Source organism: Steroidobacter agaridevorans (assembly GCF_009932555.1).
Taxonomy (GTDB): domain Bacteria; phylum Pseudomonadota; class Gammaproteobacteria; order Steroidobacterales; family Steroidobacteraceae; genus Steroidobacter; species Steroidobacter agaridevorans.
In genome coordinates this window covers 210,309-224,303 of record NZ_BLJO01000005.1, presented here as the reverse complement: position 1 = coordinate 224,303, position 13,995 = coordinate 210,309, and the positions used below count along the sequence as shown (strand labels likewise).

Sequence of the window (13,995 nt, the reverse complement as noted above, 5' to 3'; positions counted from 1 at the left end):
CGGCGGACGCCAGCCATCGTCGATCAGTCGCCGATGGTCAAAGTTGCGGACTTCAGCTCGGCCGAGTTGGGACCGGTCATGATGCTGAATTCGCCAGGCTCGACGGCGTACTTCATCTCCTGATTCCAGTACGCGAATGCCTCCTTGGCCAACGTAAATTCCACGGTAGTCGACGCACCGGGCTGCAATGAAACGCGGCGGAATGCCTTGAGCTCTTTCACGGGACGCGTGATCGAGCTGGCAACGTCACGTACGTACAGCTGCACGACTTCATCGCCCTGCATCGAGCCGGTGTTACGCACGTCCACCGACACTTTCACGTTACCGTCGGCGCTGATGCGCGCGCTCGAAAGCTTCGGCTCGCCGAGCTCGAACTTGGTGTAGGACAGACCGAAGCCGAACGGGAACAGCGGTTGCTTCGATTCGAAGTGGTAACCGCGATGCGCGCTCGGCTTCTGGTTGTAGAAGAACGGCAGCTGTCCGATGTCGCGAGCGACCGTGACCGGCAGTTTGCCGCCCGGATTGGCGTCGCCGAACAACACATCCGCGAGGGCCGTGCCGCCTTCCTGGCCGGGATACCAGCCTTCGAGCACGCCGTTGGCCTTGTCCACAACCTGGGGAATCGACAGTGGCTGGCCGTTGATCAGCACCACCACGACCGGTTTGCCCAGAGCAAACATCGCCTCGGCAAGCTCGCTCTGTTCCCCCGTCAGGCCGAGGGTGAGGCTGTCGCCGAGATGATTCTTCGCCCACGCCTCGCGGTGCAAAGCGCTGCTGCCGCCAATTGCCAGCACGATGGAGTCGGCGCCTTGCGCGACTTTCACTGCTTCCTTGATGCGCTCGAGATTGTCTTCACGCTTCGCGCGGACGACTTCGTCGGTGTACCAGTCGCCACTCTCGGTCAGGCGCACGCCTTCGGCCGAGACGACGTTCACGCGCTGCCCGACTTTGGCTTTGATGCCATCCAGAAGAGTGGCGACGTGCTTGGGAACGTTCGAATAGCCGCCCAGCTCGACGCGAGCGGCATTCGGGCCGATCACCGCCAATGTTTTCAATCCATCGGCACGCAGCGGCAATACGCCATCGTTCTTCAGGAGCACGATGGACTTGCGTGCAGCTTCGAGCGCCAACGCACGGGCCTCGGCGTTGCCGGTGATCTTTTCAGCGTATTTGGCATCCGCATACGGCTGTTCGAACAGGCCTGCGAGGAACTTCAGGCGCAGCATGTCGCCGACGGCTCTATCGATGTCCGCCTGCTGAATGCGTCCTGCGGCGAGCGCCTGCGGCAGCAACGCATAACTGTCACCGTTGGGCAGGTCCGAAGAAACGCCGGCCTTCAACGCGCGGACCGCGGCATCGACCGGATCGGTCGTGATGTGATGCACGTCGATGAGTTCTTTGATCGCGAAGTAGTCGCTGACGATCGCGCCTTTGAAGCCCATCTCGCCACGCAGGATGTCCTGCAGCAGCCAGTGATTGGCGTGCGACGGCACGCCGTCGATTTCATTGTATGAAGGCATTACCGCCTGGGCGTTGGCAGCGACGGCGGCCTTGAAGGGCGGAAAGAACACTTCACGGAGGATGCGCTCGGAGATATTTGCCGGGCCGACATTGGTGCCGCTCTCCGGCTGGCCGTGCCCCGTCATGTGCTTGAGGGTTGCGAACACTCGATCTTTGGGAAGCGGCAGGGTAGTGCCCTGGAATCCGCGCACCGCCGCCACGCCCATCGCGCTTACGAGGTAGGGATCTTCGCCGTATGTTTCTTCGAAGCGGCCCCAGCGCGGGTCGCGCGCGACGTCTACGACGGGAGCGAGCACCAGATGCGCGCCGCGAGCACGAATCTCTCGAGCGACGACAGTGAAAATCCGCTCGAGCAACTGCGGATCCCAGCTGCTCGCGAGTGCGATGGCTTGCGGGAAGTGTGTGCCGCCGAGCGCCTGATGGCCGTGCAGTCCTTCCTCATGAAACAAAACCGGAATGCCCAGCCGTGTGTTGCGAGTGGCATGACGCTGGATCGCGTTGATCAGCTCGACGGTCTCGCGCTCGTTACGAAATGGCGTCTGGAGCGGACTGCCGACCTGCTGACGATCGCTGGGGCGTGTGAAATGACCGATGCCTGCGGGATATAGCTTCTGCGCGGCTTCGGGAACGAAGTTTCCCTTGGCATCGAGCAGCTCATTCTTCTTGGTCCAGACCGCGGTAATTTGCGCGATCTTTTCTTCCAGGGTCATGCGCGAGAGCAGGTCCTGCACGCGCTGTTCGACCGGCGCCGCCGGATCTTTATACGTGGGGCGGTCGCTGCGTGACTGCGCCGATACTCCGGACGCCACCAGCACCGCGGCGATCAAGACACCTAATTTCGCGCTCGGATTACGCATCCGCTGGCCAGCCGTGGCCAGGCTGAAAGCTCGCACCATGGGTCCCCCCTAGGGTTGTGAAACGGGCTCCAAAACGGGCTCGTCTTTGTTAGTAAGGTGATACCGGTATCATTAACCCAGGCCCCCGGTCGGGGTCAATCGCGGCTGCAAATTCCTCCCGCCCACGCTCGGTCGCGCACTGTGGCGCGCGGACATCATTCGCCAGCGGTGAGATTTTTAGACGAATTTTCTGGATGGCGTCGGCGCGACAACAGCTCCGCCAGGGGGCCTGAAGACTTTGTGACGGAGCGCTCGCCAGGGACGGTTGCATTTGTCGAATTGTGAGCGCTATCATCAAATCGCCTTCGCTGGAAAGCGACAGGGCCCCCGCGCCGTAAGCGCGGCCGGCCCAGATAAAGATCGAGTTGTCAGGGGGAGAGAACGATGCTTTTGCCTCGGCTCTTTGTTGTCTCTGCCGCCAAAGCTGCGGACTCCCTCCCTATGCCATGCCTGCGCCATTCGGCGCATGTCGTAACGTTCGTGATGGGGAGGGGATTGTGAGTAATCGCAAATTGGACGCAGGGCGCGCCGCCCGCAGTAAAGCTCTGAGCATCTGTATCGCTGCTGCCCTGGGCCAGGCGCAGTTCGCGCATGCTCAGGAGGCTGCCGCGCCGGCGGCCGATGAGAGCGCGCTCGAAGAAGTGGTGGTCACGGGCTATCGCCAGAGCCTGGAGAGCTCGACCACGGCCAAGCGGGACGCGGTCGGCTTCGTCGACGCCATCTTCGCCGAGGACATCGGCAAGTTTCCCGATTCCAACATCGCCGAATCGTTCAATCGCATTCCAGGTATCACCATCGCCCGCGAAACTTCGGGCGAAGGCCTGAACATCGCGATCCGCGGCCTCGGCACGAACTTCACGAAAGTGCTGCTGAATGGCGCCCCGGTCGCCGTCGCATCCACCGGCCGCACCGATGCGCAAAGCACGAACCGCGAAGTCGATCTGGATCTGTTTCCGACCGAATTGTTCTCGCAGTTGACCGTGAGCAAGACGCCCACCGCCGCAATGCTGGAAGGTGGCGCCGCCGGTACGGTGAACATGCGCAGTGCGCGTCCGTTCGATAACGAAGGCGGCCATATCGCTTATTCGATGCAAGGCATCGACAACAGCAAGGCCGACTCGATGGGCGGCCGCGGCTCGATCGTTGCCAGCAACACCTGGGGCAGCTTCGGCGCGCTGATCGGCGTGGCCGGCGTTCACAACAAAGTGAACACCACCGGCTTCGAAACCATCGGCTGGACCAATCCCAATCTGGTCGTGCCCAGCACCAGCACGACCAACCCCGTGCCCGAGGCCAATGCGCAATGCAGACCCGGCGCCGGCGATCGGTGTAACGGCACCGGCGGCGGCAATTTCACGATTCCGGGCGTCGTGCCCAGCAATGCAGGCAACGGCCTGACGCCGGGCGACGTCATCAATCGGGAATTCCTGCTCGCCAACAACCCGGGCCTCACCCTCGAGCAGATCGACAACGCCATCATTCCGCGCCTGGGCCGTCCCGCGGTGATCTCCGGCGACCGCGACCGTTACAACGCCGTGGCCGCGTTCGAATTCCGCCCGACCGATACCTTCCACGCCTACCTCGACACGATGTACGGCAAGAAGGAAAACGACCTGGAGCGCATCGACATGAACCTGGTCGGGCGCAACGGGGCGATGATTCCGCTGAACATGCAAGTGGACCGCGTCAACTGCGCGCAGGGCTGCGTGGTGACCAGCGCCACGTTCGCGAATGCGCAGGCGTTCCTCGAGTACCGGCCGTTCATCGAAGACACCGAGTTCTACGGCGCCAATCCGGGCTTCGAATGGCAGCTCACCGACAAGCTGAGCCTGAACTGGCAGGCCGATTACACGCACAGCGAATTCCATCGCGAATCGCCGACCTTCCTGGTCAGCACGCCGGCGAACTCCGGCATGACGGTGAACTACACCAATAACGGCGGCATTCCGACCATCGACAGCTCGCTCGATCTGAACAATCCGGCGAACTTCGGTTGGGCGGGCGGCCGCGTCAACATGCAGGACGAAGAGCGCGAGACCGAAACGAAAGGCACGCGCGCCAGCCTGACTTGGGGCGACAGCGATTTCAGCGTCAGTCTGGGCGGCGCCTATGACGACGTGGAACGTCGGATTCGCGCCTTCGATAACAGCCAGGCCTGGCAGAACGCAGTCTGCGGCAACAATCCGAACGTTTTCCTGCAGACGCCGAACAGTCAGCCGGCTTGCTTGGGCGCGGTTGCACCGGGCGCGGCGCCAGCGGGTTACCCGGCGTATCCGGGCTTGGGCACGGGCGCGTCCGTGGGCGCTCCGGCGTTGAACTATCAAGGTTCATTGATTCCGCAGTCGTCGCTCGTGAACTATCTGCGGCCCGGCCCGGGCTTCGTCACTGCCGATTGGGATGCTTTCGCGCGTGACTCGCAGTACGCGGCGTTCCACGGAGCTTCCCCGGAAGCAAGTTCGTCCAACACCGGCGCCAGTGGCGGCTTGATTCGCGAACAGTCCACCGGCTTCTACACCGAGGTCAACGGTGACGTTGATGTCGGCGACCAGCGGCTGCGTTACAACGTGGGCGTGCGCTGGGTTCGCACCGATCAGACCGTCGGTGGCCGCGTCTCGATCGCCGATCCTCGTAACACGCTGCCGGATGGCACCTCGATTGCGGACGGTTCGCGCTATCCGAACATGGTGAACTTCGTCGAGACCGAGCGCACGTACGAGAACTGGCTGCCGTCGGCGAATGTCGCCTTCAACGTTACGGATAACGTGGTGATTCGTGCCGCAGCTTCGCGCTCCATGACCCGCGCGAATCCGAACGACATGCTGCCGGGATTGGGCTTCAGCACGCCGTCGGCGGACGTCGGCACGGTGGGCAATCCCGATCTGAAGCCGTTCCTTTCGGACAACATCGATCTGGGCTTCGAGATCTACACCGGCAAGGAAGGTTACGTCGGCGCGACCGCGTTCCGCAAAGGCATCGACGGCTTCACGGTGCTGGGCTCGAAGACCGTGCCGTTCAGCGAGCTCGCGCTTTACGGCGTGACGTTCGACAGCCTCACTCCGACGCAGCAGCAGGCCATCAATTCTCGCGGCGGCCCGGATGCGGCCACGGTGGTGTTGCAACAGCAGGTGAACGCGGACGGTCGCCTCACGGTGAACGGCCTCGAGCTCAACTGGGTGCAGCCGCTCGACTTCCTGCTGGCGGATCTGGGGGTCGAAGGCCTCGGCTTCACGGCCAACTACACGATCGTCGACCAGAAGGGCGACGGCCAGGTGCCGGCGGTGGCGGTCGGCGTCGCGCCGGAAACCTACAACGCGACGATCTACTACGAGAACTTCGGCATCAGCGCGCGTCTGTCGACGACGTTCAGCCAGGGCTCGCAGGCTTCGGGTCTGAACCAGAACGGCATCGCGACCGCGGCGCTGTTCAACGACGACTACGAGCAGTGGGACTTCTCGTCCAGCTTCGACTTCACGACGATGTTCGGCTGGTCCGAGTTCATTCCGCAGCTCACGGTCGACGTGATCAACCTGTTCGACGAGGAACAGCGTCAGTACTTCCAGTTCCCGAACGCCACGTTCACGCAGTATGAAGCTGGCCGCACGGTGATCGTCGGCCTGCGCGGCAAGTTTTGAGGCCGGAAAGGCTGCGCGACCTAAGGAGCGCGGCCTGCGGTCATCCCGCGGGAATTAGCTAGAGAGACCAGCACGCACGGAGCACCTTCGTTCGCGGCCCGAGGCAATCCTCGGGCCGCGGCGAGTCGAAACAAGCGAAGAACTTCGGGGGATCGACATGAATGTTAGTTCCATCCCCCGCGGCAGCGTCATCGGGGCGCTCGCGGGAGGCCTGCTTCTTCCTTTGATCTCACCTGCGCAGAACTGCGCGTTGCCAGCGATGCCCGATGCGACCGTCACGTCGGCGCAGGATCGCGATCGCATGTTGTGCCAGCTCGGCATTTCGTTTCCTGTCTTGCCGCCGCGTCTGCAAGATCCCAATCGTCCCAGCAACGCGTGGCCCTCGAATCCCGCCAATCCCGAAGGCAACTGGACCGATGCGCTCGGTCACACCGTAGTGCGCACCAACTTCGGTTTGTGGCACACCTATGACGATTCCGCCGGCCAGGCGGGCGGCGCCATGAGCGGCTTCGGCGACTACGGCCCTTTTTCGTCGCCGCGCTATTCCGACATCGATCTGTTACGCATGAAGGACGGCGACGCAGTCGCCACGGCCACGGACTGGTGGCAAAAGCGGCGGCCGGAAATCTTCAAGCTCGTGCAGGAGCAGCTGTACGGCAAGCCCATCGATCCGAATATCGAAGTGAGTTGGGCGGTGAGCGCCGTCACCACGGGGACGCAAGTCGTCGGCGGGGTCGGCTATTCCTATCGAGAGAAAACCTTCACCGGGACGGTCGATACATCGCGCTATCCGCAGCTGCGCAACGTGCCGGTCGTCAATGCGACCTGCCGCTATCCGGCCGAGGCCGGCAAGAAATATCCCGCTGTCATCACTTACGGCGAAGGCGTGAATCGTTTCCAATACACCGCGCCGTATGGGATCGGTGTCTGCAATTACTTGCCGACCCAGGTGCAGCCGGACAACGGTAACACCGGCAACCTGTCCAGCTATCTCATCGGTCTGGTCACGCAAGGCCAATGGCGCAAGCCGGACGATCCTGGCGCGCTGGTGGCGTGGGGCTGGGGTGTCAGCCGACTCATCGACGCGCTGGAGCGCGACGCGGACTTCGACGGCGACAAGATCGCCGTGCAGGGACACTCGCGCTACGGCAAAGCGACGTTGGTTACGGCCGCGTACGACGAGCGCGTCGTCGTTGCCTGGCCCAGTGACGCGGGCGCGCTGGGAACGGCGATGGCGCGCCGTCATTGGGGCGAGTCGTTGGAATTCGTGGCCAGTTCCACCGGTGAATATCACTGGGTGAATGGCAACATCCTGAAATACGCCGGAGCCTTGCACGAAGGGCAGTTCATGCCACGCAAGCTCGAGTTGCTCGATGTGGATGCGCACTCGACCACATCGCTGCTCGCACCGCGCGCCATCTTTGTCACCAACGGTACGGATACACCTCCCGGCTTTGGCGACGCATGGGCCGATCCGCGCGGCACATTCCTTTCGGGTCAGCTGGCCTCGCCGGTGTGGAACCTGCTCGGCTGGAAAGGACAGATCGTTCCAGAGGGCACCGTGTTCACTTCGGGGCCGGGTGAATCGATCGGCGGCACGCCGCCATTCAACGTGGCGTTCATCGACGGCACGGTGGGCTGGCGGCGCCAGATCGAAGGTCACGTCTCGACGCCGAACTGGCCGACGTTCGCGATGTTCGCTGCCCGCTATCTGAACGACAGCCGTCCGGTCATTGCCAACGATCAGAAATTTCGGCTCGGAGAAGCGCCGCTCAACACGGTCGGCACGGTGCACGGCAAGGACGCCGATGAGAACGACACGATTGGCAGCTGGCAGATCAAAGGCGGCGCCGGCGTCGGCATCTTCGAGATCGACGCGGACACCGGAACCATTCGCATCGCGCAGCCCCAGCGCATCGACTTCAAGCGGGAGGCTTACCAGCTCACGGTAATGGCCGGCGACGGCAAGCTGCCGAGCCACGCGGCCGAAGTGATCGTCAAGATTCCGAGCGATATCCAGATCTGTCACAAGGGCCGCAGCCAGCATGTGAACAAGCACGCGGTGCCTGCGCATCTGGCGCATGGCGACACCATTGGAGGCGGCTGCCCGAAACGCTGATCGAGACGTCGGCGGGGGTGCTGTCGTTTACCCCCGGTGGTGTTACCCGCCGACGACTTTAACGGCAGGAGCCGCAACTCTCCTGCCGTTTTTTTATTCAGGCGCGGCGCGTCGCAAAACCGGCCGGCGCGCCGCGACGAATGGGCAACTGGGCACATGGATGTGACCACGCCACGCAAGTGGCGGCTCCGAGGAAAAACGACGCTTTTTCCTCGGAGCACGACCGTCGTGACAGGGAGTCCGATCGGTCGTTGTTAAATCAGGGAAAGGCTTAGGGCCCTACCTGTCGCAATTTGCGAACTGCACCGCTGTGCAAGCGCCAAGGTTTTACATAGTCTTGCCGCCAAGCTTCCCGTTGCCTTAAGTTTCATGAAGACGACCTCGTATCGCCTCACCCTCCTGTTGTTGCTGACATCGCTGGCGCTCGCGCTGGCCATGCCGGCCCGCGCCAGCGCCAGCCAGAGCGAGCATTTCGTGCGCCCGGCAGAGCTGGAACCGGACATCGCGTTCTGGCGCCGCATTTACACCGAGGTCACGACCGCAGGCGGTCTGCTGCACGACCCGGAAGACCTGAGCGTCGTTTATGAAGTGCTCGAGTTTCCCTCGGACATTGCGCCGAAAACTCGCACCAAGCGCATCGAGGACGCCAAGAAGAAGTACTCGCGCATCCTGGATCGTCTGGCGAGCGGCGCCGACGACCTGAGTGAGGAAGAGTTGCGCGTTCAGGCGCTGTGGCCGAAGAACACGCGCCGTTCACGTTTCGAGCAGGCTTCCGAAGAAGTGCGCTTCCAGTTGGGTCAGGCGGACCGCTTCCGCGAAGGCCTGGTGCGCTCGGGCGCGTGGCGCGAGCACATCGCCGATACGTTCCAGAAAATGGGCTTGCCGCGCGAGCTGGCCTCGCTGCCGCACGTCGAGTCTTCGTTCAACACTTACGCTTATTCCAAAGTCGGCGCCGCCGGCATGTGGCAGTTCATGCGCAGCACCGGCCGCCGCTTCCTGCGCATCGACGCAACGGTCGACGAGCGCCTCGATCCCTACCGTTCCACCGAGGCGGCCGCGCGCTTCCTCGAACAGAACTACATCATTCTCGGCAGCTGGCCGCTCGCGCTGACCGCTTATAACCACGGTCCTGGCGGCATGAAGCGCGCTCAGGAGCAGCTCGGCACCAGCGACATCACCACCATCGTGCGCAAGTACAACAGCCGTTCGTTCGGCTTTGCTTCGCGCAACTTCTATCTGGCGTTCCTGGCGGCGCTGGAAATCGATCAGAACCCGGAGAAGTACTTCCCCGGCATCCGTCGCAACGCTGCGGACAGCAGCCTGGTGATGAAGTTGCCGCTATCGATTCCGGCCAGCCGCATCGCGACCGTGCTCGACCTGGAACGCGAAGAACTGCGCCGCCTGAATCCGGCGTTGCTGAACTCGGTCTGGAAGGGCGCTCGCAATGTGCCGCGCGGCTATGAGTTCCGCGTGCCCTCGCATATCGATCTGTCGACGGTGATGGCCAAGCTGAATACGGGCGGCGCAGCCGAGGCTGTCGAAGTCGCGCTGGCCGAATCTCAGCATCGAGTGGAGAGCGGCGAGACGCTGTCGGCCATTGCGAGCCAGTACGGTGTGAGCCAGCAGCAGTTGGCCGAGTTGAACGATTTGAACCGCCCGTATCGGCTGCGCATTGGTCAGGTATTGGAGTTGCCGTCGAGGGGTACTCGCCCGGCCGCCACGGTCGCGCAGGCGCCGAAAGAAACACCGCCGCCCGCGCTGCCGGCCGCCAAGCCGACGCCTCCGACCGGTGTGGTCGGCGCGGAGAGCTATGTGGTCCGTCGTGGCGACACGCTCGGCAAGATCGCGAAGAAGCATGGTTTGACCGAAGACCAGCTGATGGAAATGAACAGCATCCGCAATCGCCAGTTCATCTACGAAGGCCAGGTGCTCGCATTGGTGGCCTCGGCGCGCGCCAAGCCGCCAGTGGAAGCTGAAGTGCCGGTGGCGACGATCGCCGCCGTCAGCGAGCCGCCGGCCGAGGCTGAAGCGGTCGAGCCGGTGTCGGAGCGCGAAGCCGAAGAAATCGGCCCCGCGCTGGTGCCCGGCACGCAGACGGCGGCCTCGGCCGATCCCAGCGATTACGGCGTCAAGGACAACAACACGGTCATCGTGCAGGCGGCCGAGACGCTCGGTCACTACGCCGAGTGGCTGGACGTGCGCGCCAGCCAGCTGCGCCAGCTGAACCGCATCTCGATGGCGACGCCGGTGGTGATCGGCCGCAAAGTGAAGCTGGACTTCTCCAAGGTCACGCCCGACCAGTTCGAAGCGCGCCGCGTGGAATATCACCGCGCTCTGCAGGAAGCGTTCTTCACGGAGTTCCGCATCCAGGGAACGCGCGAGCACGTCATCAAGCGCGGCGAATCGGTGTGGGTGCTGGCTCAGCAGCGCTACAACATTCCGATCTGGCTGCTGCGCCAGTACAACCCGGACCTGGACCTCGGCGCGTTGCAGCCTGGCGCACGTTTGGTGATTCCGCTGGTCGAAGCCACAGGTGTTGCGGAGCCCTCGGCTTGAAGTCCATCGAACTGAGTCTGCTGGCGATTGCCGCGCTGCTGGCCGGCGGCTGCATGAGCGTGCAGCTGTATGACGGACCGAAACGAGATCGGGACGAAGTTGCCCGCATCACGGGCGATCCGGTGGTCACCGCCGGTTCGCCGGTTACCGTGATCCTGCGGCAGGTCGACGGTCACGACATCGGCGTCACGCAGACCTCGGTCGATGTCCTGGAAGGCAAGCACAATTTGCTGGTGGACTGCCGGATTGCCGAGACCAAGGGCGGCTCGCGCCATTCGCTCGATGTGGAGGTGTACGGCGGTCGTAAATACCGGTTACGCGCCGAGACCGGGCCGGCACTGCGTGAATGCACCGGTGTGACGCTGGAATCCCAGGACTGAATGCGATCCAAATCACGGTTTTTCCGCCCCGTGTCGCCAAGATACACATGGAGGATGCCCTACAGCCCTCAATCGGCTCACCGGCGAGCCGACATAACTCGCAAGCACGCTATACTCCGTCAGCGTTGACCGTCGTCACCCTTATGCCGCGAAACATTGCCGTCCCAGTCATCGCTTCATTGATTCTCTTCGCCACCGCCCCGCTGCGGGCGGAAACGCCATTGCAGTCCTCGGCCCTGGTCTCCTCCAGCGTCGAAGCGGCGCTGCCGCTGGCGGACAAGATCATCGTGCGCAAGGCCGAGCGCAAGCTCTTCCTGATGAGCAACGGCGCGGCGCTCAGGACGTTCAAGATCGCGCTCGGGCTGCGCCCCGAGGGCCACAAGCAGTTCGAAGGCGACTTCCGCACGCCCGAGGGCTCCTATCGCCTGACGCGCCGGAACCCGAACAGCGAATATTTCCTTTCCATCCAGGTCGACTATCCGAACGAGCAGGACGTGAAGCGTGCGCGCAAGCAGGGCCTGCGTCCGGGTGGTGCGATCATGATTCATGGCCAGCCGAACACTCCGAAGAAGTCCCGCGACTACTACGCGAATGTCGACTGGACCGAGGGCTGCATCGCCGTGTCCAATTCGGACATGGTGGAAATCTGGTTGATGACGCCGCCCGACACGCCCATAGAGATCTTGCCGTGAAAGAGAGTTCAAGATGAAGGCGCCGTCCACCGATGGACGCGCCTCGGCCTCGGTTTCGGTAACCCAGGCTGAACCCGAAGGAGTGGTCGACGCCAGAGTCTCGCCGCTAGGCAGCCTGGAAAATCTATCGCAGCGTGAAGTGCAGCAGCTGCTCAGCTCGGGGCAGGGCGGCGTTTACGATCTGTTCCGCCGCTGTGCGCTGGCGGTGCTCAGCTCGGGCCTCGAGTCCGACGACGTGCGCGCCATCTTCGATCGCTACAAGGACTTCGAGATCCGGCTCGGCCGCCAGGCCTGGGGCATCAAGCTGGAAGTGAAGAATGCGCCGGCGAGCGCGTTCGTCGACGGCTCGATGATCCGCGGCATCAAGGAACATCTGTTCGCGGTGCTGCGCGACATCGTCTACATCCACGATGCGATTCTCGGCAGCCAGCGCTTCGATCTGACCGATTCGGCCAGCATCACCAACGCGGTCTATCACATCCTGCGCAACGCGCGGATCCTCGACTACAAAGGCCGGCCCGACCTGGTGGTCTGCTGGGGCGGCCATTCGATCAGCTCGGTGGAGTACGACTACACCAAGCGGGTCGGCTACGAGCTCGGCCTGCGCGCGCTCAGCGTTTGCACGGGCTGCGGGCCGGGCGCGATGAAGGGCCCGATGAAGGGCGCCACCATCGGCCACTCCAAGCAGCGCATTCGCGAGGGGCGTTATATCGGCATGACCGAGCCCGGCATCATCGCCGCCGAGCCGCCGAATCCGATCGTCAATCAGCTGGTGATCATGCCGGACATCGAGAAGCGTCTCGAAGCGTTCGTCCGCTGCGCGCACGCCATCATCGTGTTCCCGGGCGGCGCCGGCACCGCCGAGGAAATTCTGTATCTGCTCGGCATCCTGCTCGATCCGGCCAATGCCGATCAGCCGGTGCCGGTGATTTTCACCGGGCCGCCGTCGGCCGCCGAATATTTCGGTCAGATCGATCGCTTCATCGGTGCGACCTTGGGCGAAGCTGCGCGCAGCCGTTACAAGATCATCATTGGCGATCCGCCGCAGGCGGCGCGCGAGGCGTACAAGGGCATCGAGTCCGTGCGCGAATATCGACGCACCAAGAGCGATGCCTACAACTACAACTGGCTGCTGAAGATCCCCGAGGATTTCCAGCGTCCGTTCGAGCCCACGCACGAGGCCATGGCGCGCCTGGAATTGCGGCGGGATCTGCCCTCGCACGTGATGGCCGCCAATCTGCGCCGCGCGTTCTCCGGCATCGTCGCCGGCAACGTGAAGGAGAACGGCATTCACGCCATCGAAGAGCGCGGCCCCTTCGAACTGCACGGTGACAAGGAAGTGATGACGCTGCTCGATGAGCTGCTGTCGGCGTTCGTGCGGCAAAAACGCATGAAGCTCGCGGGCGAATACAAGCCCTGCTATCGGCTGGTCGCATGAGCAAGGTCACACTTACCTATCGCTTCACCTTCCCCGATTCCCAGGAACGCGCTTTCGAGCTGGAGATGGATCGCGACACGGCGGAGCTCAGTCCGCCGAATGTGCCGCAGCCGCCGGCGTGGACGGCGCTGGGCTTCAATCAGTGCACCGGCTGTCCGTTCAATGCCGCCGAGACGCCGCATTGTCCCGCGGCTTTGCAGCTCGCCGGCGTGATCGATGGCTTCACCGACATCGTTTCCTACGACAAGGTGAAAGTGACGGTGGAGAGCGAAGAGCGCCAGGTCACAGCGACCTTGGCCGCACAGCAAGCACTCGCTTCGCTGATGGGCTTGATCATGGCATCGAGCGGTTGCCCGCGCACCGCGGTGTTTCGCCCGATGGCGCGCTTCCATCTGCCGTTCTCCAGCGAATCCGAAACGGCGTATCGAGTTGCATCGATGTATCTGCTCGCTCAGCACTACGCTGCGCGCGAAGGTGCATCGGCGGATTTCGTGCTCAACGATCTCGAACGCGTGTATCGCGGCGTGCACTCGGTGAATCGCGGCATGGCGACGCGTCTGCGCGCGGCGAGCCGACAGGATGCGATCGTGAATGCAGTGGTGCTGCTCGATGTGTTCAGCAGTCTCGTGCCTGCCGCGATCCACGACATCCTTGACGAGATCAAACCGGCCTTCGCTGCGTTGCTCGCAGCGAAATAAAACATTTGTTACTTAGCCGCGAGTGTCGGAACTTTTTCCACTCTCGCCGATGAACGCATGCGT

The 13,995-nt window shown here is 63.1% G+C and carries 8 protein-coding genes; 7 read left to right on the top strand and 1 reads right to left on the bottom strand.

Annotated features, from left to right (window positions below):
* Positions 1 to 23 precede the first annotated feature (23 nt).
* On the bottom strand, positions 24 to 2,417 hold the full coding sequence (locus GYH35_RS19080; protein ID WP_202624416.1) for a glycoside hydrolase family 3 N-terminal domain-containing protein: 2,394 nt from the start codon (positions 2,415 to 2,417) through the stop codon (positions 24 to 26).
* Positions 2,418 to 2,863: 446 nt separating this feature from the next.
* Here GYH35_RS19080 and GYH35_RS19075 point away from each other — a divergent pair, with 446 nt between their 5' ends.
* From GYH35_RS19075 to GYH35_RS19045, 7 genes are all read left to right on the top strand, one after another.
* Entirely contained in the window at positions 2,864 to 6,049 is a 3,186-nt protein-coding gene (locus GYH35_RS19075; protein WP_161829241.1) for a TonB-dependent receptor, read from the top strand.
* 157 nt (positions 6,050 to 6,206) lie between these two features.
* Positions 6,207 to 8,168, top strand: coding sequence for a cadherin repeat domain-containing protein (locus GYH35_RS19070; RefSeq protein WP_161829240.1), 1,962 nt, complete (start codon positions 6,207 to 6,209; stop codon positions 8,166 to 8,168).
* A gap of 369 nt (positions 8,169 to 8,537) precedes the next feature.
* Positions 8,538 to 10,724 carry a LysM peptidoglycan-binding domain-containing protein gene (locus GYH35_RS19065; RefSeq protein ID WP_161829239.1) on the top strand — a complete coding sequence of 729 codons (2,187 nt, stop codon included), beginning with the start codon at positions 8,538 to 8,540 and terminating at the stop codon, positions 10,722 to 10,724.
* Complete coding sequence (locus tag GYH35_RS19060) at positions 10,721 to 11,104, top strand: hypothetical protein (RefSeq protein ID WP_161829238.1); 384 nt, start codon at positions 10,721 to 10,723, stop codon at positions 11,102 to 11,104. The genes GYH35_RS19065 and GYH35_RS19060 overlap by 4 nt, the downstream gene beginning before the upstream one ends.
* Positions 11,105 to 11,325: 221 nt before the next feature.
* Positions 11,326 to 11,796, top strand: a complete 471-nt coding sequence (locus GYH35_RS19055; RefSeq protein ID WP_202624414.1) for a L,D-transpeptidase family protein — start codon at positions 11,326 to 11,328, stop codon at positions 11,794 to 11,796.
* Positions 11,797 to 11,809: 13 nt separating this feature from the next.
* Complete coding sequence (gene ppnN, locus GYH35_RS19050; protein WP_161812943.1) at positions 11,810 to 13,234, top strand: nucleotide 5'-monophosphate nucleosidase PpnN; 1,425 nt, start codon at positions 11,810 to 11,812, stop codon at positions 13,232 to 13,234.
* Positions 13,231 to 13,932 (top strand): DUF6901 family protein, encoded by a 702-nt coding sequence (locus tag GYH35_RS19045; protein ID WP_161812944.1) that lies wholly within the window; start codon positions 13,231 to 13,233, stop codon positions 13,930 to 13,932. Before ppnN ends, GYH35_RS19045 begins: the two co-directional genes overlap by 4 nt.
* Positions 13,933 to 13,995 lie beyond the last annotated feature (63 nt).